Annotated in this window: 13 protein-coding genes; all 13 read right to left on the reverse strand. The window is 45.0% G+C overall.

All coding sequences use genetic code 11. From position 1 onward, the window contains the following. Window positions 1–44: 44 nt before the first annotated feature. Entirely contained in the window at window positions 45–440 is a 396-nt protein-coding gene (locus tag ABUA31_RS07080; RefSeq protein ID WP_015534466.1) for a hypothetical protein, read from the reverse strand. Between the two features lie 25 nt (window positions 441–465). Next, window positions 466–2,226: a molecular chaperone DnaK gene (gene dnaK, locus ABUA31_RS07085; protein ID WP_349818665.1), complete on the reverse strand. Its 1,761-nt coding sequence runs from the start codon at window positions 2,224–2,226 to the stop codon at window positions 466–468. A 204-nt stretch (window positions 2,227–2,430) separates the two neighbouring features. Beyond that, complete coding sequence (locus tag ABUA31_RS07090) at window positions 2,431–4,149, reverse strand: alanine/glycine:cation symporter family protein (protein WP_173795578.1); 1,719 nt, start codon at window positions 4,147–4,149, stop codon at window positions 2,431–2,433. Window positions 4,150–4,345: 196 nt separating this feature from the next. Continuing rightward, window positions 4,346–5,551 (reverse strand): metallophosphoesterase, encoded by a 1,206-nt coding sequence (locus ABUA31_RS07095; protein ID WP_173795577.1) that lies wholly within the window; start codon window positions 5,549–5,551, stop codon window positions 4,346–4,348. Window positions 5,552–5,851: 300 nt separating this feature from the next. Beyond that, window positions 5,852–9,022: an isoleucine--tRNA ligase gene (gene ileS / locus ABUA31_RS07100; protein ID WP_349818666.1), complete on the reverse strand. Its 3,171-nt coding sequence runs from the start codon at window positions 9,020–9,022 to the stop codon at window positions 5,852–5,854. 382 nt (window positions 9,023–9,404) lie between these two features. Beyond that, window positions 9,405–9,911, reverse strand: a complete 507-nt coding sequence (locus tag ABUA31_RS07105; RefSeq protein WP_055272037.1) for a fibronectin type III domain-containing protein — start codon at window positions 9,909–9,911, stop codon at window positions 9,405–9,407. 156 nt (window positions 9,912–10,067) lie between these two features. Continuing rightward, entirely contained in the window at window positions 10,068–11,054 is a 987-nt protein-coding gene (locus ABUA31_RS07110; protein ID WP_349818667.1) for an RNA polymerase sigma factor, read from the reverse strand. Between the two features lie 165 nt (window positions 11,055–11,219). After that, the gene (locus ABUA31_RS07115) at window positions 11,220–16,520 is read right to left on the reverse strand and encodes a hypothetical protein (RefSeq protein WP_349818668.1); all 5,301 of its coding nucleotides are present in this window, start codon (window positions 16,518–16,520) and stop codon (window positions 11,220–11,222) included. A 153-nt stretch (window positions 16,521–16,673) separates the two neighbouring features. Further along, window positions 16,674–18,866 carry an alpha-galactosidase gene (locus tag ABUA31_RS07120; protein WP_349818669.1) on the reverse strand — a complete coding sequence of 731 codons (2,193 nt, stop codon included), beginning with the start codon at window positions 18,864–18,866 and terminating at the stop codon, window positions 16,674–16,676. A 73-nt stretch (window positions 18,867–18,939) separates the two neighbouring features. After that, the gene (locus ABUA31_RS07125) at window positions 18,940–19,644 is read right to left on the reverse strand and encodes a hypothetical protein (protein WP_015534458.1); all 705 of its coding nucleotides are present in this window, start codon (window positions 19,642–19,644) and stop codon (window positions 18,940–18,942) included. A gap of 238 nt (window positions 19,645–19,882) precedes the next feature. Further along, on the reverse strand, window positions 19,883–20,725 hold the full coding sequence (locus ABUA31_RS07130) for a carbohydrate ABC transporter permease (RefSeq protein WP_004852646.1): 843 nt from the start codon (window positions 20,723–20,725) through the stop codon (window positions 19,883–19,885). 15 nt (window positions 20,726–20,740) lie between these two features. Further along, complete coding sequence (locus tag ABUA31_RS07135; protein WP_201859062.1) at window positions 20,741–21,727, reverse strand: carbohydrate ABC transporter permease; 987 nt, start codon at window positions 21,725–21,727, stop codon at window positions 20,741–20,743. A gap of 115 nt (window positions 21,728–21,842) precedes the next feature. Next, complete coding sequence (locus ABUA31_RS07140) at window positions 21,843–23,147, reverse strand: ABC transporter substrate-binding protein (RefSeq protein ID WP_349818670.1); 1,305 nt, start codon at window positions 23,145–23,147, stop codon at window positions 21,843–21,845. Window positions 23,148–23,408: the final 261 nt, after the last annotated feature.

Below are 23,408 nucleotides of genomic sequence, written 5' to 3' on the forward strand. Positions count from 1 at the left end.
CCACACTGTATTCCAATATACGACTTTATCAGTCTGCGCTGTTACTATGACTTCTTCACAAATCTGTTGCCGCACTTAGGGCATCTGATCTCTATCTTGCCCTTTCCTCTTGGCACTCTGATCATCTGCTGGCATTTGCTACAGACAAATATCTTGTATTCCTTGCCGGCTTCCTTCTGTTTCTTCGCGCGCTTGAATATATTTCTCACGCCCGCGGTATGCTCCATGAACCATCTGTTCTGCGCCGCGCGCTTGTCATAGTTCTTGGACATGATCCTGACATATCCATATATGAACATGAGAAGTCCAAGGAAATAAAATATCCCTGTCTTGATAAATGCATCCAGCACCATAAATATCAATCCGCCCCAGGTAAGGAATGATGACAACTGATCATTGCCATACCTGGATCTCATAAATCTTATAAATTTGTCTTTCATAATTCACCATTCTCCTCGCAAATTCTTACATTGTCTCCAGCTTCTCTGCAGATTCCTGGAGCTGTCTGTAGGCTTCCTTCATCCTGCCCATCTCCACGTCATCTACATGATTCATGTCAGTTCGTGTCACAAGCTTCTTCAGATACTCGCAGTCGCTCTTGATCCGTTTCATCTCCTTCTTGTCGAGCTGTGCGCCCCTGGTCTCAAGAAGATTCTCTACCTTATATACATACGACTCGGCCTCGTTCATAATGTCTTTGAACTCCTTGGCTCCAGCCACGTCATCCTCGTACTTCTTCGCATCCTCCCTTGCTCTGCGGATCTCCTCCTCCGAAAGGTTGGTGCTGGATGTGATCACTATATGCTGTTCCACACCCCTGCCAAGATCCTTAGCTGAAACCTTGAGGATACCATTTGCATCCATGTCAAATGTGACCTCGATCTGAGGAACGCCCGCCATGGCTCTCTTGATACCACTGAGTCTGAAGTTGCCTAGCAGCTTGTTGTCCCTTGTGAAATGCCTCTCGCCCTGGTATACCTTGATCTCGACATCCCTTTGGAAATTGCCCGCCGTGGTAAATATCTTTGATGCCCTGGTCGGAATGGCTGAATTTCTCGGAATGATGACATTTGCCACGCCTCCAAGGGTCTCAATGGACAGCGAAAGAGGTGTCACATCCATGAGGAGAATGTCATTCACCTTGTTCGACACGGTGAGCTCGCCGCTGAGCTTGCTTCCCTGGACCGCCGCACCCATGGCAACGCACTCGTCCGGGTTCATATTCTTGGATGGCTCCCTGCCGGTTATGGCACGAACCTTATCCACAACCGCCGGTATACGGGTGGAGCCACCCACCAGCAGCACTTTGTCTATCTGATTTCTCGTTATGCCCGCATCGGATAATGCCTGGTTTACAGGTCCCGCCGTTCTCTCCACCAGATCATAGGTTAGCTCGTTGAACTGTTCCCTTGTTATAGTCATATCCAGATGCACCGGCTGATTCTTCACTGTCGATATAAATGGCAGATTGATGTGAGCAGTCTGCGCGAATGAGAGCTCCTTCTTGGCATTCTCACAGGCTTCCCTCACTCTCTGGGATGCCGTGATATCCTTCGCCAGATTGACCTTTGTCTCCTTTTTAAAGGTCTTGATGACGTAGTCCAGCAGCCTCTCATCAAAATCATCTCCGCCTAGATGATTGTCTCCCGCGGTGGCAAGAACCTCTATGACGCTGTCCCCTATCTCTATAACAGACACGTCAAATGTTCCTCCGCCCAGATCGTATACAAGTATCTTCTGCGCCTGTCCATTGTCAAGACCATAGGCGAGAGCCGCCGATGTAGGCTCATTTATGATTCGAAGCACATTCAGTCCCGCTATTCTTCCGGCGTCCTTTGTGGCCTGTCTCTGGCTGTCGTCAAAGTAAGCCGGAACTGTTATGACTGCATCAGATACCGGTCCGCCCAGATAACTCTCAGCATCGCTCTTCAGCTTTGCAAGTATGATGGCGGATATCTCCTGCGGCGAATAGTCCTTGCCGTCTATCCTCTTTCTGTATGTTGTTCCCATCGCTCTCTTGATGGATGTGATAGTTCTGTCCACATTCACAGTCATCTGTCTCCTGGCAGCCTCACCCACCAGTCTCTCTCCATTCTTTGTGATGGCTACTATGGAAGGTGTGGTCCTGCCGCCCTCCGAATTCGGTATGACAGTTGGCTGATCGCCCTCAAGCACTGCCACACAGCTGTTTGTTGTTCCCAGGTCTATTCCTACTACTCTGCTCATATATGTCAACCTCTCTGTTATGGTATTCTGATCCACTCATGGGGACGGAGGGGACAGGTACCTCCGTCCCCATCTATCGTATATAATAACCATCACTTATGAACATAATTTGGACAAAAAATAAAGTAAGTATAAAGTTCGGTTAAGAGAGTATAAAAAAAGGGGACGGAGGTTTCTGACCCCTCCGTCCCCGGACTTAATATTCTACTTTGATGCTTTCTCTGCCTTGATAACCGCCTGGAATTCCTTTATATCCTTTGCGATCTCTCCGCTTAATGCCAGCAGGCAGATAAGGTTCGGAATCGCCATGAGCGCATTCGCTATATCTGAGAAGTTCCATACAAGATCCAGTGATATCGTCGCGCCTACGTATACAACGAGCGAGAACACTATCCTGTATATCATATTGTACTTGTGCGACTTGAACAGGTACTCGAACGCCTTCTCTCCGTGATACTCCCATCCAAGGATCGTGGAGAATGCGAAGAGCACAATTCCTATAGTTACGAGCCAGCCTCCCACCTTGCCAAGTGCAGAGCCAAATGACAGTATCGTGAGAGCTGCACCTTTTATAACAGTTGAGCAGGCAAATGTTCCATCCTCAGCAAATGTATAATGGTTTCCGGCTGCATCAGTCCATGTACCGGTAAGACTTCCTATGGCTGCCTGACTCTCCTCCACCGCAAGCTCACTTGCAAGCTTTGTATTCTCATCCTTGTTGAGTTCGTCGGATGGAAGAACTGAAAGCGTCAGGGTATTTGACGAATTGGATGTATCTGTCAGAATGAGCTGGTCATCTGTGAATTCATATGTATAATCCGTCGTGGTAGTCTTGTTATCAGAATCAACAGCCTCCACAGTAACCGCCGTTCCGCTCACCTGATAGCTGCCCTTTGTACTGTTCTCAGTAATACCAAGCACACCCGATGATGCAATACAGAGACCTGTGATGGTGCAGACTACTATAGTATCCCAGAATGTACCTGTCATATTGATGTAACCCTGACGGACAGGATTGTCTGTTGTGGCAGCCGCCGCCGTGATGGCCGCAGAGCCCATTCCAGCTTCATTTGAGAATACTCCTCTGGCAACACCGAATCTCATGGCGTTCATCATAGCTACTGTGATCGTACCACACAGACCGCCACCGACTGCCTTGACTGAGAATGCCATCTTGAATATCATGGCAACTCCTGCCGGAAGATTCTGGATATTGACGATTATTACAATAAGTCCGGCTACAACATAGAATATCGCCATCAAAGGAACAACAACTGATGACACCTTAGATATGGTCTTGATTCCTCCAACTATTATAAGAAGGGCAAAAACCGTAAGTATGATTCCTGTAACATATGTAGGCACGCTGAATGTACTGCTAAGAGATTCAGATATGGAATTGGCCTGTGTCATATTTCCTATTCCAAATGAGGCGATGACTGCAAAGAGTGCGAACAGCCAGCCCAGCACTGCGCCGAACTTCTTATGCTTGAATGCTTTCTTCATAGTGTACATAGGACCGCCGCTCATCTCGCCCTTGGCATTCACCTCACGGTACTTGATAGCAAGCATACACTCTGAGAACTTGGATGTCAGTCCAAATGCTGCGGATATCCACATCCACACCAGTGCCCCCGGACCTCCCGATACCATGGCCGTTGCAACACCAACGATATTTCCCGTTCCTATGGTTGCAGCAAGCGCGGTGGTCAGTGCCGAAAATGGTGACACGTCTCCGGTTCCTCTGCTCTTTGTCCTTGCCTCCTTGCTAAGTGTACTCTTCAGCGCATAGCCGAGATTCCTCCAGGGAAGAAACCCTGTTCTGATCGTCAGAAATATTCCCGTTCCAACCAGAAGCACCAGCATGACCGGTCCCCAGACAAATCCGTCCACCGCCGACACGATCTCATTTAACTTTTCCATACAACCGCCTCCTCTTTCCAGGTTATCCATACCATCCGACCCGGCACTCCCCTCATTTTTTGTCCCGAATCAGTTTATATACCCGTAAATTTACTTTATTTTTGCCACAAAGTCCAGAGTATTGTGGTGTTATGGTTATTTTCCTTTATTAATTAAGTTATGCGAGCGGTTGGCGAAATATTATGCGGTGTGGTGGTCATTTAAAATGCACCGTTATCGGACATATCTCCGCCTTGGTTCCAACCCGCATATCTGGGCCAAACACGCCGACTCCTGATGTCACTATGTTGTGCATGCCGTCAACATTCAGGTAACCGCAGGAATTTTCCCACATCATCGCCACAAGGATGTTGCCTGGGAACATTTGTCCATCATGGGTGTGTCCACACAGATCCATATCCACACCTGCCGACGACAGCTCCTCCAGCTCCTTTGGCTCATGATCAAGGACTATGATAGGTTTTGATTTGTCCATATTTTCCGTGATCTCGTCCGCGGATGCTCTTTCTGTAACTCCATTTCCCGGTCTATGGGCATCGCGGCGGCCATAGATGTATATGGAATCGTTTATCAGCACTCCCTCGTCGCGAAGAAGTGTGATTCCCGCCTTCTCCATAAACTCGTCCATCTCCGGGCTGCTGGTCTTCTCCTTCTGTCCGCCAAATGTAAATCCGGCAAGCACCTGCTCCTGTATATCGTGGTTGCCATAGCAGGCATACACTCCATACTTTGATTTGATCCCCCGGAGTATTTTCTCAAGCTCCTCCGGCTGGTCAACGGCTTCCCATTCGTTGTCAAATATATCACCCGCTATCAGCACCAGATCTGCGTCCTGCTTATTTATGGAATTCACTATTCTTTGAACCTGCCTGACGCCTATGTTGTATCCAAGATGAAGATCTGCAACCAGCACTATCTTCATGGAATCCATCTTCTGACCATTCTCATCCTGTGCTTCCTTATTGATGGTCACATCATAAGGCGTCACCCGCACAAGTCTCGCATTTACCACTCCCCAGAATGATATACACATGATAAGTGTTGCGCACGCACAGCCCACTATCCTGCGTACCCTCGGCACGCATATCTTATCTTTGCTCACTCTGAATACATGAAGCAGAAGGAATCTTCCAAGCTCAGCTATCACTATGAAAAATATCATATACAGCAGAACGCCCAGCCAGTAATTGCCCACCAGCTTCATGCCACGTCTGAACCTTCCCTGTGGCAGGAAGAATGCGATCACCAGCGCCGACGCCAGAAATGCGTATAGCACTATCGGGACTATCCAGCCCTTCTTGCCTTTGAGTTTCGGGAAATATGCCTGTACCCAACCCTTTATTCTCCAGAACAAATATATATTTAACGCTATGTAAAAAGGCGCAATAAAAATTGCTATCATCTTTTTTCTCCTTTGTTTTTCTGACTGGCCAATATACATATTGACGGCAGTCCTTTGTACGATTTATTCATACAATAATATACTCCCAACACCACACATACACAAACTTAATAAATCGTAATTCCACCGTCATCCCCTAATATCCAAATATATTTAAAGAAAGTACAAAATTTTCCTAAATCACATAAAAATAGCCCGAAAGATACAAAATCTTTAAGATTTGTACCTTTCGGGCCGTATTCTCTTGATCAGGGATAATTTTTTCCAAAATGCCTGTTTTAAACCCTAATATTATATCCCTTAGTCGTTCTTCTTCACTCCGAGAGTTACCTTCTCGCCGTTGATGTTCCACTCCTTAGAGTAACCATCAACTGAACCGGTGATGATCTCTGTTGCCATAACGTCGCCGATGATGGCATCTGCATTTGATGAAATGATGTCTTTTGCCTTCTGGCTTCCGTCTGCGTATACAGTGATCTTGTCCATAACCTCGAATCCAGCCTCTTTTCTCATAGTCTGAACCTTGGATACTATCTCACGGACAAATCCTTCCTCAAGAAGCTCCTCTGACAGATTTGTGTCGATGACTACTGTCACACCGCCGTCTGCCTCAGATACGAAACCGTCCATCTGAGCCATGTCGATCAGAAGATCAGCCTCAGTGAGTACGATCTCCTCTCCGTCTGCCTCAAACTTCAGAGCGCCCTCTGCCTTGAGCTCTGCCATGGCTGCGTTGCCATCCAGTGCTGACAGATGCTCCTTGATCTTGCCAAGGTGCTTGCCGTACTTAGGTCCGACTGTACGAAGCTGTGGCTTGAAGCTGTATGTTGTGTAAGCGCTTACATCATCATCGAACTCAACATTCTTCACGTTCAGCTCATCCTCGATGATAGCCTTCTCCTCGCCGAAAAGCTTCTTGTCAGCCTTGACATACATCTTGCCGATTGGCTGTCTGTTCTTGATATTTGCTGTATTTCTTGCTGCACGTCCCAGAACTACGATCTTCAGGATCTCGTCCATAGCAACCTCAAGCTCTGGATCGATCATCTTCTCATCCACCTCAGGGAATGAGCACAGATGAACTGAGAGAGGTGCATCCTTGTCTATATTTCTAACCAGATTCTGGTAAATATCCTCTGCCATGAATGGGAGCATAGGAGCTACTGTCTGTGCGATCGTAACGAGCGCTGTGTAAAGTGTCATGTAAGCATTTACCTTGTCCTGCTCCATGCCCTTTGCCCAGTATCTCTCACGTCCACGACGGACATACCAGTTACTCATGTCATCCACGAACTCCTCGAGAACTCTTGTTGTCTCAGGAATCTTGTATGCGCCAAGGTTTGCGTCAACTGCCTTGACTGTTGAGTTCAGCTTGGACAGAAGCCACTTATCCATAAGTGACAACTTGTCGTACTCTAGCTCATGCTCAAGTGGATTGAAGTTGTCTATATTTGCATAGAGTACATAGAACGCATATGTGTTCCACAGTGTACCCATGAACTTTCTCTGACACTCAACAACTGCATCCTCATGGAATCTGTTAGGAAGCCATGGTGCTGAGTTGCTGTAGAAGTACCATCTGATGGCATCTGCACCGTACTTGTTCAGAGCCTCCATAGGATCTACCGCATTTCCCTTGGACTTACTCATCTTCTGTCCGTCCTTATCCTGGACATGTCCGAGAACGATTACGTTCTTAAACGGAGCCTTGTCGAACAGCAGAGTTGAGATCGCCATAAGTGAGTAGAACCATCCTCTTGTCTGGTCAACAGCCTCACTGATGAAGTCAGCAGGGAAGTGCTTCTCAAATATATCCTGATTCTCAAATGGATAGTGCCACTGTGCAAATGGCATTGATCCTGAATCGAACCAGCAGTCGATAACCTCTGTAACTCTGTGCATCTGCTTGCCACACTCAGGACACTTGATGGTTACAGCGTCGATGAACGGACGGTGAAGCTCGATGTCCTCAGGGCAGTTGTCACTCATTGAGCGGAGCTCTTCCTTTGATCCGATGGCATGTCTGCAGCCGCACTCACACTCCCAGATGTTCAGCGGAGTACCCCAGTAACGATTTCTTGAAAGTCCCCAGTCCTGAACATTCTTCAGCCAGTCGCCAAAACGTCCCTTACCGATGCTCTCCGGGATCCAGTTTACAGTGTCATTATTCTTAACCAGCTTGTCTCTGACTGCTGTCATCTTGATGAACCATGTATCTCTTGCGTAATAGATAAGTGGTGTGTCACATCTCCAGCAGTGTGGATACTCATGCTCGAACTTAGGCGCATCGAAGAGAAGTCCCCTTGCGTCCAGATCCTTGAGTACCTCAGGGTCTGCATCCTTTACGAACATTCCGGCAAATGGAGTCTCCTCAGTGAGGTCACCCTTGCCATCTACAAACTGTACAAATGGAAGATCGTAGTTTCTTCCGACATTTGCATCGTCCTCACCAAATGCTGGTGCGATATGAACAATACCTGTACCATCTGTCATAGTTACATAAGTGTCACATGTAATGAAGTGACCCTTCTTGTGCTGCTTCTCACATACAGGCTTTACGCACTCATAGAGTGGCTCATACTCCTTGTACTCAAGATCCTTACCAACATATGTCTCAAGAACCTCGTATGCAGGAACTGCTGCCTGATCGTCTGCTGCTTCCTTTGCAAGACCGCCGAGAACCTTGTCTGCAAGCGCCTGTGCAAGATAATATGTGTAGCCGTCTGCTGCCTTAACCTTCACGTATGTCTCATCTGGATTTACACAGAGTGCTACGTTTGAAGGAAGTGTCCAAGGTGTTGTTGTCCATGCGAGGAAATATGCGTCCTCTCCGATAACCTTGAATCTTACTACTGCTGAACGCTCCTTGACTGTCTTGTATCCCTGTGCAACCTCATGGCTTGAAAGAGGTGTACCACATCTTGGGCAGTAAGGCACGATCTTGAAGCCCTTGTACAGAAGTCCCTGATCCCAGATCTTCTTCAGCGCCCACCACTCTGACTCGATGAAGTCATCATGGTATGTTACATATGGGTTGTCCATATCAGCCCAGAAACCTACCTTGCCTGAGAACTCTTCCCACATGCCTTTATATTTCCATACGGACTCCTTACATTTCTGGATAAATGGCTCCAGTCCGTACTCCTCTATCTGCTCCTTGCCGTCGATTCCCAAGAGCTTTTCAACCTCGAGCTCAACAGGCAGACCGTGTGTATCCCATCCGGCCTTTCTGACTACGTTATGTCCCTTCATTGTCTGATATCTAGGGATCATATCCTTGATTACACGTGTAAGAACGTGTCCGATATGTGGCTTACCATTTGCTGTTGGAGGGCCATCATAGAATGTGTATGTTGGCAGATCCTTTGTCTCTTCAACACTCTTCTCAAATACCTGATTTTCTTTCCAGAAGTCCAATACCTTCTGCTCTCTGTTCACGAATTCCAGTTTAGTCGAAACCTTGTCGTACATGTCGTCTTTCCTTTCTGTGATAAATATAAAAAAGCCCTTCGTCGTAATCAGGACGAAGGGCTTTGAGTTCGTTATACCACCTATTACTTACATACTAACATATGCGCTCCCCTTAACGCAGGAAATACGTCAGAGCCTACTTGAGCAAATCTCTTTTGGTCTGCAACTCCAGAGTGATATTCCGAAAGTCTCTACTGTCACCGGGCTCGCACCGCCCCCGGCTCGCTGCTGATCTCGCAGACTCCGTACTGTCTCTGTCATCGTTTTTAACTTATATGATCCAGAAAACCGCCTGTATAAGCCATTTCTGAACCTATCCATTCATTAGTATAGCAAGTATTTGTGGTTTGTCAATCGCAATATGCGCAAATAATTTACTATTCTACTTCTTTATAACCACATTCTTTGTTGTGCTCCATGCAGAATAGTAAGTTGTTTTTCCTACCTTCTTGAAGCTTCTGACTCTCACATAATATTTCTTCTTAGCCAATTTTGCTATTGTGACATTTGACTTTTTAGCTCCGGTCACTTTTACAGTCTTTGCCTTGGCAAAATTGCTCTTTACAGAATACTGTATCTGATATCCTCCTACCTTGGAATTTACCGACCACTTAACAGTCATCTTCTTTCCTGCCTTGTTCGTGGTCTTGGTAACCTTTGACGAAGTGATTCTCATAATGGTTTTCTGATTGCTGTCAGCCGCATTGTAACTTGTCTTGCCTGCCGTCTTGCACGCAACAATCTTATATGTGTATACCGTTCCATTTTTAGCTGACTTATCTGTATAGCTCAGTATTGTGTTTTTGTTTATATTGGCCAGCTTGCTGTACTTTCCCTTTCCAGCCTTTCTGTATACGATATATCCACCAGCTCCATTATTAAGATACATATAAAAATTTCTTACGTTTTTTATATTATCACCATGCATATACAAATACAATTTGTTTTTTATGCATATTTACTACAAAACACGTTCGTATTTATCTAATATATACAAAAATCTCATGAACTGAGAAATCAATCCTCAATCCATGAGATTTATTTTCTAATATACGTAGAGATCATAGTCTACAAGATACCACTTACCGCCAGTCTTTATAACTGTGTATATGATCTCGCCATCTGATTCGTCAGTAGATCCTTTTATCTTGACATCAAGGTCCACCTCGTAGCACTTGTCAACCGTCATGTCGACATCCAGCATGTCAAATGTATCATTTACATCCTTAAGCTTATCCTCGTCATATTCCTTCTCTGATCGGTCCTCGACCTTGATACTCTTGACCTTGCCTACCTCATCTACCATGTCGCTGACCTGCTCGTTGAATGTATCCTTGACATAGTCATCACTGCCTGTATAGCTTCTTATCCTGTTATACAGCTTGTAATATTCCTTGTCCATCAGATCAACCATGGCATCGGCATCGCCTTTTTCATAGGCTGTCACCAGCTTGTCTCCGACCTTCTTGGCACTTCTCTCACCGGAACCACCCGCCAGGATCAAAACAACGACTATTATCGCGATCAGGACTGCCGCTGCGATTCCTCCTATTATTGCTATAAGCTTCTTGTTCACCTTTTTACCCGGCTCCATAACACCCGGAGTCATGCCCGGCTGCTGGCTGTACTGTGGCTGACCATACTGTGGCTGCCCAAATCCTCCATACTGTCCACCTGTCGACTGGACATTTCCACCAAACTGCTGACCCTGACCGTACTGCGGCTGACCATACTGTGGCTGTCCAAATCCTCCATACTGTCCGCCCATCGGCTGTCCAAATCCACCCGGCTGCTGATTCTGCTGTGGCTGACCCGGGTTCGGCTGCCCTTGTGCACTGTTCTGCACCGGAGAAAATGCGCTCACTCCCGGAGTCGTGAGGACAGTAGTTCCCTCGTCCTCATCGTCGTCCATATCATTAAATCCATTTACGTTATTCTCGTCCATCTTTCTCTCCTTATTCTGCTCATCCCTTTTGCTGCTCTGGAACAATAATGTTCCCATAGAATCATGGTAGCATTTTATATCTGCCATGTCCAACTAAAAACATCACATTACCTCAAATTTTACACTTTATTACCTGTTTTCTTTCGCTATTATGTAATAAAAGGCGTTATGATGATGAACACACAGAATAAAAAAACAATCCGCCACGGATACAAATTGTATCCATGGCGGATTCTTCTATTTCTTTTGATATTATCTCTTCTTTATTACAACCGATTTCTTTCCACTCCATGCGGAATAGTAAACCTTACCATCAATCTTCTTAAAGCTTCGTACTCTGACATAATATCTCTTGCCCTTAGTAAGTCGTTTGATGGTCTTACTTGTAACTGAACCTCCGTTTACATTGGCCGTCTTTGCAGATTTAAACGATGCATTGTCTGCATACTGTATCTGATATCCGGTGGCCTTGGCTGCCTTATTATATGTAACCTTGGCTGTTCCGGCCGATGCACTTGTGAATTTCTTCAGCTTCACGGCAGGTACATAACTTCCTGTCTTCTCGCCGCCAAATGCCGAATTGTATGTCACATCGCCAAATGTCTTATAAGTTCTTATCTTATATGTATACTTTACACCCACATTTTTAGCTGTGACGTCCACGAACGATGTTGTCTCCGGATTCTGAACAACACCTGCTATCGTATATGCTTTTCCATTTACTCCTCTGTAAACAACATATCCCGATGCCGCTTTATACTTCTTCCAGCTCAACTTTATTCCATTTGCTGTGTTGTCAATGGACTCAACTTTTCTCACACCCATCTTGATGTCAAATGTGAGTGTCTTCTCCCCTTCATAGTCACCCTTGAATTTGATGACAACTTTGGCCTTGCCGATATTCTTGTTATTTGAATATGAAACGCTGTAATTTCCTGCGGCAACCTTTCTGCCCTTTGAGTCTTTGACCTCTACCGCAGGCTTCTTAGCTGTACCATCATACTCAACAGCGCTGTATGCAAGCCTGATACTCTTTATCCTGTATATACTCTGAGTTTCCTTGCTGGCTGACTTGCAGTTTTTGCACACATGCGCCTTATATCCGTCACTGGTCTGTGATGCCTTTTTCTTAACCATCCACACCGTCTGATAATCGTGAGGAACTGTGGTCTCATCGTCTATGATAGTATCCTTTTCTCCGCAGTTATTGTCACATTTTGCCGTCTTGGTTCCCTTCTGCGAACATGTGGCATTTCCATCTGACTCATACTTTGTGAAACTGTGTCCTGTAGCAGGGATCACCTCGGTCTCATATATATCCTCATCCTCAATATACCTTGTCTTCTCTCCGTTCTCAGTACATGTCGGAATCTTGGTTATGATCCATCCCTCGTCATCTCCATCCCCAAACTTCTGGGTCTTTGACTCGGCATACACCCATTCTGATGAACCCGTATTCTTATATCTGAGATCCAGAGTCACATCTGTGTATGTGTCATTTTCCACAACAGACATGATTCCCTGAATGATATTTCCATATGCATCAGTCCATCTTCCGCTGACAAATGGTGTCTTCTGGCTCTCATTATTTGCATATGTTATCTCTATATCTCCGGTTACACTGTATCCGTCCTCTGTCTTCTTCACCTTGCATCCTGATATGCTCACAGCGGAGATATCGTACTCGTTCTCTACCTCTGCCTCCACCTTCTCAGGAGTGATCGTCACGCTTCCTGTCTGCTGCGACGCAAGGCTGATCCTGAATGTATAACTGCGGTTCGCCTCAAATGTCCTGTCTATAATGAGTTGTCCGCCGTTCCGTGAGTATGTCTTTTCCAGAACCCCATCAGCATAGATTCTGGTGTATACTGTATTATCTCCGCTGTCCACCGTAAATCTGTACTCTCCGGTCTCCGTTGGGATAAATTCATACTCGATGCCCTCTCCGTCATAGCTTATATCCGCTGTTGTCTTCTGACCCGGTGTTATTTTTCCATTACCTGTCACATACGAATCGTGATATGTAAATGTTATCTGATCATCTTTCTCTCTCGCATAGAGTGCTATAATATAGCTTCCCTTTTTCAGAGAGAAAGCATCTCCACTGCTATATGTATCTGAAAAGCTGCCATCATCCTCAATGGTATATATACCCTTAAGCTCAAAGCCCTGTCTCTGAAGGGATACCACTCCATCTGACGCAATATCAAATCTGTACAGCTTTACATCCCCAGTGTTCTCAACACCTGAAAGCACCGCAGGCTCACCTGATATCAGGTACTCCAGATCATCCACATTCAGATCCACGACGTCAAATGATGCTCCCTGAACTTCACAATCGTCAGCCATTCCCCATATGGAAGGTATTATCTCATATGATCCGGTCTGTTCTGTTATCGTGTCGATGCTTAAATAGCTGCTCACCCTGCCGTTTTTCGTGATCGTATAGCTTGTATCATCGTCATCCGCGTCAAATGTTCTGGTACTTCCATCAGAATATGTGACAACGGTTTTTATGCTACCCTTAAGCTCATCAAATTCCCTCAGATATTCAGTCTTAGAAACGGTTGTGCTTACGCTTACAGCCTTGACGATCTCCTTCATTGTCACGCCGCATTTATTTACATTTTTTCCCGGATACACACATACATACAGATCCCCGCCTGCTGTGTCAAATCCCACACTGCCAAATCCATCAGATGAATAAGCCACGTTGTTAGTCGTTATCTCTGTTCCATTTGCATCCAAAATCCTGATGCCATCGATCTTCTCATCTGCGGATACCACATACGAACCCGCCTGGGCACTTACCTTATATATATGCACATATCTGTCGCCTGAAATATCAAGCGTCTTTGAGCTGTTCCATGTTCCAAGGCTCATGCTCTGTGCAGTCTTCACTGCAAATGGTATCTCAACCGTATCCATGCCATCCGCACCAGCGATTGCAAGTTCAACCATGTATCTGCCAGTATCAACCCTGCTGCCAAAGCCTGCGATCTCGACATACTTTCCAGTTTTCTCGTTATATCTGTACCATGTACTCGTGATCAGCTCATTATCCTCGCTGTCACCGACACTGGCCTCTTTTACACTGCCATCATCATATACAAACTGGAGAGTCTCTCTATCCAGAAGGTTTTTGATACCTGATAATTTCATATCTGGAAGGAATTCATAGGTTCTGTTATCTCTCAGCTTCCATGAACTGATCTTTGAATTTGACAAAGTTTCTCCCCTTGTCACATTCATGCTCCAACTGGTCTGCGTATCTCCCCACTTGTCCTCTACTCCGCCATCGAGACAGATATAGTATGTATTGCCGCTCTCAAGTGCAGCCTCGCCATCCGATACACTAAGTTTCTTCAGATCATACATTGTCTCATCGTCAGCGTCGATCTTGCTGTAGATCTCCATACCGCCCACTGGGGCAAATGTATACCTGGCAGATATCGAAGGCTTAAACGTATAGTATGCACTGCCATTCTCCGACATGCTTACCTGATTAGAGCCCTCCGCAAGACTTCCGGCAGCAACATCCTCTATATCCTTTATCTCTATGTCATATGCATAAGAGTCCTCACTATACAGTGTGTATATCCTAATCTGTGCCGCTCCGACAGGGCACTCATTTTCCATATCTGTAACTATCTCAGCACGTACCTCGTCTCCTCTGGAGGTTTCCACACTGTCCGAATCGTCAAATACCAGATCTTCTGTTTTTCCGTCAGCATATGAGATCTTTACTCTGGTGCCATCTACATAACTGCTGATATCCTTATCATAGCTGCCCATTCTGATAAAATCTGTGTTCTCGGGAACAGCAAGCATGTCTGTCACTTTTGGAATAAAACTGAGTCTCACATTTGTCTTGGAAGTAGATAACTCATTATACAGGCCTACGTAATAAGTGCTGCCTCCGGTAAGTTTTCCTGTAACCTCTACCGGGCCCTCATCACCGGACTCATATACACAATAAGGACTGTCGCTTTCTATTACCACACTTCCGTCAAATGGCATGACAAAACTGTAATAGGCCTTGTCATACTCATCCGTTCCGACACTCACATTGTTGTCACCTTCGGAGAGCTGTCCTGCGCTCAGCTTGTCTATGGACACTACCTTAAGCACTGCCGTGCCGAGCAGCTCCTGATCTTCCTCAGCCGCATTATATCCCACAGCTACTTTGTATTCGCCCTCTAAAAGAGTTACACCTTTTTCATATTCGTACTCTTTCCAGTTATCATCAGATGACGAATAATATACTGTATATCTGTTTCCATTACTGTATCCACTTCCACCGGTCAGATCTATGCTTTCCGTGGACTTATCATTATACTTTATTGTACTGCTCGCACCATTCATGAAGCTTATCGGCGTTCCGGCTGCCCATTCGCTCTTTGCCAGCTTCAATGTCACCCCTGAAGGTGCCGCATACTTCTTCGCCTTGAGCCTGACCTCATTCAATGTTTCATTGTCATCATCCGTTGTTCCTGAAAGTCTGACATAATAGGTCTTTCCCTTGACAAATGAATACCTGTCATTATCGGTCTCAACCACCGCCATGTCCGAATCATATACATCTATAAATGCAGTTGATGATTTATCTACTTCAAACACAAAGTCAGCAGTTGCAGATGGTATAAATCTGTAATACTCGTAACCGTCCACCCTGGTATCATATGCGTAGGTATCCGTCTCACTGATATTCCTTTTTCCTACAAAATATTCAGCAGGAGTCTGCACCTTTGCAGTGTACGAATCGTATATCTTGGTCGACTGGTTTGGCTCACTATCCATTTTATCTGTAAGCTGAACAGTATACGTACCGGCCGGAAGTTTTTCCGCATCCGCATACGATACCATATCCCCTTCATCGCCCTCATAATAATAACTTCCCTTGGAATCCTTCACCCACAGACTGTATGTAACTCCATCTATCTTACAGTCTGAGCCGCTGATACCTGAACTGCGCACCTTTCCACCGGAATAGGTTACCGTTGCGTACGCCGATGTTATGGAGTCTGGTGTTCCCTCCAGTATCGTTGTATTATCCGGCACAATTTTTATTGCCGCCACATCCGGAAGCTTTCTCACGCTTATATTTGCACTTTCGGAAACTGTATAAGAACGGGCATACTTAGACCCAAGAATGTATTTCTCCCCCGCAGTGCACTTGTATACCAGCCTGCAGCATCCACTGCCATCCTTTTTACCTGTAGCAAGGCGCTTACTCTTACTGTTATACAAGGTCTCCTGAAGCATCAGCCGTGACTGGCTTCCCTGCAATATTATCTCATAATATCCTGTCTCATCCGTGACAAATGATATTTTACTCTCCTTGCCATTAACTATGTTCACAACCCCATAGTCACCCTCAAGCTCTGAAATATCCTCTGTAGCTGCTGATATCTCAGCTTCATTCATCTGTACGGCATACGCTGTCATATTTGACAGTAAAGTCTGTGCCTGTGCAGTCGTCATCGGTATATGAATGCACGACGACACCATGGCTACAGTTACAGCCGCAGCCATTATCCCCTTCAATTTCATATGTAACCTCCCTTTTTCTCCCATACATATTCAGCACATTTATGCCGAATATATAAGCACAAAAAATTACAGCCTCATATTATCATGAAGCTGTAATTTAATACAATATAATTAATATTTATGTATAAATAACACAATATCACTTATGCAATTTTACTTTCTAACCAGGTGGATCTGGTAAGCATTGTACTCGCCGAACTTGAGTGGTACAGGAAGTCCTATCTGGTCAAGTCCCTGTCCGCTGTACTCTGCGCCGGTCTCCTCGTCAACATATGTGGCATCCACATCAAGTCCCTTTACTCTGACAAAAGGTACAGGGGCATTGCAGAAGCTCTCCACCGTCACGATATTGACAAGGGTCTCTGACTTATCCCTTGCCACAAATGACCATGCAGCCACACCTTTGCTCTTATCCGCATCCGTCAGTCTGTAGTAAAGTCCATTATGAAGAAGATCCCAGTACTTCTTGTAGTTTTCTACCTGAGCCTTTACCTCTTCCTTCTCCTCATCGCTGACCTTGTTCAGATCAAGCTCGTAGCCAAAGCTTCCTGCCATGGCAACAACGGCTCTTGTATTGAATGGAGTTGTCCTGCCTGTCTGATGATTTGGAACCGCTGATACGTGTGAACCAACCACCGATATAGGATAGCCAAATGAAGTTCCATACTGTATGTCAAGTCTGCAGATGGCATCTGTGTCATCACTGCACCAGATCTGAGGTGTGTAATACATCATTCCGGCGTCAAATCTTCCACCGCCACCGCTGCAACCCTCGATGAACATCTTTGGATATCTTGCCTGAAGTCTCTCCATGAAGTCATATACACCGAGTACATACTTGTAGAGGATAGTTCCATTGTTCTGGATTCCCTCAGTCATGGAGTATACATTTAAGATGCTTCTGTTCATATCCATCTTTATATAATCAACATCTATCTTGTCAAGCACCGCTGTCAGCTGATTAAATATACAGTTTACGACCTCTTTTCTTGAGAAGTCCAGATTGAGCTGGCTTCTTCCCATGACAGGCTTTCTTCCAGGGATCACAAATGCATAATCCGGATGCTCCTTGAAAAGCTCGCTCTTCTCGGATACCATCTCAGGCTCGATCCAGATACCGAACTTCATGCCGAGAGCCTTCACTCTTTTCACAACATCAGCCATAGGGCCGCCCATCTTATCCTCATTTACAAACCAGTCGCCGAGACCTGACTTGTCATCATTTCTAACACCGAACCAGCCGTCATCCAGAACCAGCATCTCAACGCCGAGCTCTGAAGCCTGCTTTGCTATGTTTACAATATCATCGCCATTGAAATCAAAGTATACCGCCTCCCAACTGTTGATGAGAATAGGTCTCCTCTTTGTCTTGTACTCGCCGCGGCAGATATTGTATCTCACAACGTCATGCATCTTATGTGACATGTCAGCAAATCCATCAGGTGAATAAACCATAACTACCTCAGGTGCCACAAACTCGCTCTCAGGATAGATCACATACTCAAACATCTCATCCTGAACACCCATATTGAGTCTCACCTGATCTGTCTGATCCTTCTCAACCTCACAGTTGAAGCTTCCGCTGTAGAGAAATGAGATTCCGTAGCAGTCGCCCGCATCTTCATTCGCATCCTTGCCTGCTATAACCACAAATGGGCTGTGCTGATGGCTTGATGTACCCCTTGTGCTTCCGATCTTCTTCACACCATGATTTATAGCTTCTCTCTCATACATGCGCTCCATAGCATGTCTTCCGTGGAAGTGGATGAGATCATAATCACCTGTCACAAAATCCAGGCTCACACTTGATGCCTTTGCCACAAATATATCCGCATCGCTTATATTTCTGACTATAGCTGATCTTGTGATCAGATCCTTATCCTCTATAATTCCATACAGAAGATCAACCTCCACTCCCACCTGAGGATCCTGAAGAACGATCTTAAGGGTCTCACCCTTCTCGCCGTCATTTGTGTAAGCAGCAGGAAGTCCCTTGAGACTATACTTACTGTCCATCACCTCATATGAAACATATCTGAGATCACATCCATGTATTCCCTCTATGTCCTTTATGTTGAATGCCGGAGTCCTGAAATCTCCGTTGCCGTAGCAGCTATATTCCAGTGGAATGTTGTCCAGAGAGAATTCTCTGTGCTCCTGTGCTTCATAAGGATTGCCTGAGAATCCTCTATCGTAATGAGTTATGACATATGACATATCCCCGTCCATTTTCTTGCCATAATACAGATGAGCCAGATACCCATAGTCGATCACCTTCATCTGATATGTAGTATTTTTGGTGTTCAATGTGAAAAGCTTTTTCTCTTCATTTATCAATATTGCCATGCCCAAGTCCTCCTTTTCGTGATCTCCAGTTTCTCTACAGCCAAATTTCATTTGACTGGTCTTTCCTCATAATTTATCTACAACCGGCTCCGCCGGATTGTATTCCAAGTTCCACCATGTAGTCCACAAATTTCTCCACATATCCATAATCCGCCGCATATGCTGACAATCCAATATATGCCTTGCCATCTGTGTACTCAGTAAGTCCTGCCGCCTTGTATCCTTCAGATACATCTATTCCGACAGGTATCTTCTTCCCCTCTTCATCCTCGTAATAAATTATCCTATCCTTATACTTATCATATATATCGCCGACCTTCTCATCCGACAGGTCTGCAAGTCTGCCGCTCTTCGCCAGACCTATGAGATTGTCATACTGGCACAAGACTGCCTGAGCAGTGTCCGCCTCAAGGTATGCCAGCACCTTCATATAGTAACTGTTCTTATAATCTGAGTTATTTGCCAGATTAAAAAATGCATTGTTGTCAAATGTAACCCTTCCCGGGAGATTTTCTTCCCCTACATACGACACAAATCCCTGTGTCAGCCTGCAGTCCTCTGAAACATCATCGTAGTTGTTCACAAGGACGACATCCAGTATCGGCTTGTCCTCCCTCGTTGCAAACACAACAGTGAAATACACTACAAGTCCCACGAGAACGACCGCACCGATTATCCAAAGCTTGTAATAATCCCAGATATATCCTATTTTTTTGCGTATGGAGTCCATCTCTTTTATCTTCTGTTTTTCTTCTTCTGTGATTATCGGCTTTTTCATAGACGTCCTCCTTTTGTTTCGCACTTACGATATATTTTGAAACAGACGCATGAGAGGCGCTTCGCGCGGCGTCTGCAGCATCGTAAATACTTCGTATTTACGATATATTTTGGAGTGGACGCATGAGAGGCGCTCCGCGCGGCGTCCACGGCATCGTAAATACTTCGTATTTACGATATATTTCACAAGGGTGGCGTCAGTAACCGACGTCACCCTGTGGTCATATATAATATCTTCTTTAGAGCTTTCCACCTGATGTTGCAATACCTTCTACGAACTGCTTCTGGAATATCAGGTATATAACGATCATTGGTATACATGATATAAGAGATGCAGCCATCAGCTGTGGATAATTGGACTGATACTGTCCCTGCATTGTTGCAAGAGCTGCTGAGAGCGGCATCTTGTTTGCACTGCTGTTTACAACCAGTGGCCACATCAGATCCTTGAATGCGAACACTGCTGTGAATATACCGAGGGCAACCATCGATGATCTTGCAAGCGGAGCCATAACAAACACGAATGTCTTTGGAATGTTACATCCGTCAAGTCTCGCTGCCTCCTCGAGATCTCCAGGAAGTCCCATGTAAGCCTGCTTGAGCAGGAAAGTACCGAACGCTGTTACAATTCCCGGGAATACCAGAGCAAACATTGTATTTGTCATGCCCATCTTACTGATCATCAGGAACTGTGGGATGATGAATATCTGTGAAGGAATCATCATCTGGAAAAGTATCAGGGAGAACATAAAGTCTCTGCCCTTGAACTTAAGTCTTGCAAATGCATATCCTGCGAGTGTTGCTGTGAGACATGCACACACAACTCTGAAGAATATGAGCAGTAATGTGTTCTTGTAGAGAACAAGGAAGTTCATGTTATTCCAAACAGTAGTGAACGCGTCTGTACGCCACTGTGATGGGAATATTACGAATGGACTTACCGAAGTTGCCTCTGTTACTGTCTTAAATGCTGTGAGTGTCATCCATACAAATGGCACTATCATAATGATTGAGAATATGATCAGAATGAGGTGAATCAATAATCTCTGCATTCTTCTCTTAAACTGTACGCCTCTTGTCATATCGATTCCCCCTTCCTAGTTATAATGAACCCACTTCTTCTGACCGATCATCTGGAATACTGTAAGTACCATGATGACTGCGAGAAGAAGAACTACTATTGCTGATCCATAACCCTTGTTACCATTCTGGAATGAGTACTGGTAGAACAGATATACGATGGATTCTGTCTTCTTGAGGGCCGGATTGGAAATATCCATTACCATGTATACAAGGTCGAATACCTGAAGTGCTCCGATTACTCTTGTTACGAGTACGAAGAATACTGTAGGGGAGAGAAGTGGAAGAGTGATCTTGAAGAATGATCTTACTCCTGATGCTCCGTCAATATCTGCTGCCTCGTAGTAATCCTTAGGTATCTCCTGAAGTCCTGCAAGGAACAGAACCATGTTGTAACCAATGATCGACCATACACCGATGATTGCAACTGAAATCCATGCGATCTTTGGATTGGATATCCACTCGATCTTTGCACCAAGGATGTGGTTTAACAGACCGAACTGTGAATTGTATAACCATCTCCATACCATGGCTACGGCTGCTGGTGCAACTACCATTGGCAGGAAAAATATTGCTCTGTATATTGTTCTTCCATGCATCTTACGATTCAGGAATACTGCAAGTATAAGTGCAATTGCAATTGAGAATGGAACCTCGATGATCGCATACTTGAATGTATTGAGAAGTGACTGCCATACCTCAGGGTCAGCAAACATCTTCTTGTAATTTGCAAATCCTGCAAATGATGAATCTCCGAATGATCCAACCTTACAGAATGACTGATATATTGTCTGTACTATAGGCCATAAGTTAAGTACGATGATTCCTATCATTGTTGGGAGGATGAATGCCCAGCCCCATTTGCGCTGGTTTCTTTCCCATGTTGTTGACTTCTTTTTCTTGAACTCTTTATTTTCTGCTGCTGCCGGCTTAACTGTCTGTGTCTCTGTAGCCTGAATTATCTCAGCCGCTTTTTCTTCAACTTTCTTGTTGTTATCTGACATAAAATCCCTCCTCTTATCATTTATACTGTAATTAACACCCCATTGTTTCTGGTAAGCAATGGGCAGGACCTTCATCCTACCCACTGTTATGTTATCTTATAAATGCTCTGTAGGATTACTTGTCTTCCTCATCGATGTACTGGTTCATCTGAACTGCGAAGTCCTTACATGACTGCTCCATCTTTGATGGATCTGCCCATGCATCTGCGAAAAATGTCTGTGCTGCCTGTGACCATACTGTTGAATTGTATGTGTAAGGTCTGAGCACGAGCTCATTTGTAACACCTGAAACTGTTGAATCCTTTGTGATGTCAAGGTAAGCGTTGAGGTTGAACTTGTCTGTGCAGTTAACCCACTTGTCTGATGTGTTGTTGTAAGCTGACATTGTTACACCGAGCTCAGCCTGCTTCTCCTGCATCTCCTTTGAACCTAACCACTCGATAAGCTTCCAGCAGTCATCTGGTCTCTTTGTGTCTGCTGATGCAGCCCATCCAAGTCCGTTACAGATAGAAGTTCTCTTACCTGTTGTCTTGTCGTATGGAAGAATTGCTACGTCACAGTTCTCAACGAGATACTCGTTGTCAAGGAATCCTGCTGTCATCCATGAACCCTGTGTGATCATTGCTACTGTACCTGACTGGAACAAAACGTCTGTACCTGTCTCTGACATTGTTGTTGCCGGTGGGCAGCAATCCTTGAGGAGCTTTCCTACATAATCCATAGCCTTGATAGTGTTGGCATCGTCATATCCTGACTTTGTGTGATCATCATTTACGATGTAACCGCCCATTGAGTAAACCATGTTGTAGTATGTGTCCTGATCGTTTGATGTGTTCATACAGAAACCGTACTTGTCGCCAGTTGTGAGCTTCTTAGCTGCCTCATAGAGGTCATCCCATGTCCAGTTCTCATTTGGATACTCAAGTCCTGCATCATCGAACATCTTCTTGTTGTACCAGAGAGCGATTGTATCGTAATCCTTTGGTACTGCGTAATATGAGCCATCATATGTGTAGAGCTCTGTGATCTCTGACATGTAGTTGCTCATATCAACCTTATCGCTCTTCTCAATGTAGTCATCGAGCTTTAAGAGCTTGTTGTTCTTCATGTACATCTGTGAGTTGTTGGAGTGCATCCAGAATACATCCGGCATATCTCCACCTGATGCTCCAGCCTCAAGAAGTGTCCAGTATGAATCCCACTCCTTAACCTGTACATCAACCTTGATGCCTGTCTCTTCTGTGAAGAGATCACATATCTGCTGCAGACCCTTCTGCTGGTTGTTATCCCAGATAACTACCTCAAGTGAATCCTTGCTGCCGCTCTTGCTTCCGTCGCCGCTTCCGCCACATGCGCAAAGTGAAAATGCTGTTGCTGCTGCAAGTCCAACTGCTACTGTTTTCTTTAATGTTCTTCTCATAAAACCTTCCTCCTTTTTACATCACCGGCAGGATTTACGACACCCACATTCTCTTTCATACCCTGAATTCTGCGTCCTGTTCTGCCGGTTCGCCTTACGGCGTTCTGTGTGCTTTCTATGATTGAATTATAAAATTTTGGTGAACATTTTCACATGGAAAAATGTCAAAATATCATGGGTTTTTGTCACAAATGTATATTTTTAAGTAGTTAAGTTCGCTGTTTTTGTGCTATTTTATGGTAAATTGTAGAATACATATGG

Origin of the sequence: Coprococcus sp. RTP31081st1_H1_RTP31081_211007 (genome assembly GCF_040227275.1) — a bacterium.
In the GTDB taxonomy this organism is placed as follows: domain Bacteria; phylum Bacillota; class Clostridia; order Lachnospirales; family Lachnospiraceae; genus Coprococcus; species Coprococcus aceti.

Excerpts from the sequence above, each read along its gene's own strand:
- ABUA31_RS07135 (WP_201859062.1), bottom strand. The coding sequence starts at position 21,727 with ATGTCAGATAACAACAAGAAAGTTGAAGAAAAAGCGGCTGAGATAATT.
- dnaK (WP_349818665.1), bottom strand. The coding sequence starts at position 2,226 with ATGAGCAGAGTAGTAGGAATAGACCTGGGAACAACAAACAGCTGTGTG.
- ABUA31_RS07130 (WP_004852646.1), bottom strand. The coding sequence starts at position 20,725 with ATGACAAGAGGCGTACAGTTTAAGAGAAGAATGCAGAGATTATTGATT.
- ABUA31_RS07080 (WP_015534466.1), bottom strand. The coding sequence starts at position 440 with ATGAAAGACAAATTTATAAGATTTATGAGATCCAGGTATGGCAATGAT.
- ABUA31_RS07140 (WP_349818670.1), bottom strand. The coding sequence starts at position 23,147 with ATGAGAAGAACATTAAAGAAAACAGTAGCAGTTGGACTTGCAGCAGCA.
- ABUA31_RS07095 (WP_173795577.1), bottom strand. The coding sequence starts at position 5,551 with ATGATAGCAATTTTTATTGCGCCTTTTTACATAGCGTTAAATATATAT.
- ileS (WP_349818666.1), bottom strand. The coding sequence starts at position 9,022 with ATGTACGACAAGGTTTCGACTAAACTGGAATTCGTGAACAGAGAGCAG.
- ABUA31_RS07110 (WP_349818667.1), bottom strand. The coding sequence starts at position 11,054 with ATGGCAGATATAAAATGCTACCATGATTCTATGGGAACATTATTGTTC.
- ABUA31_RS07090 (WP_173795578.1), bottom strand. The coding sequence starts at position 4,149 with ATGGAAAAGTTAAATGAGATCGTGTCGGCGGTGGACGGATTTGTCTGG.
- ABUA31_RS07115 (WP_349818668.1), bottom strand. The coding sequence starts at position 16,520 with ATGAAATTGAAGGGGATAATGGCTGCGGCTGTAACTGTAGCCATGGTG.
- ABUA31_RS07105 (WP_055272037.1), bottom strand. The coding sequence starts at position 9,911 with ATGTATCTTAATAATGGAGCTGGTGGATATATCGTATACAGAAAGGCT.
- ABUA31_RS07120 (WP_349818669.1), bottom strand. The coding sequence starts at position 18,866 with ATGGCAATATTGATAAATGAAGAGAAAAAGCTTTTCACATTGAACACC.
- ABUA31_RS07125 (WP_015534458.1), bottom strand. The coding sequence starts at position 19,644 with ATGAAAAAGCCGATAATCACAGAAGAAGAAAAACAGAAGATAAAAGAG.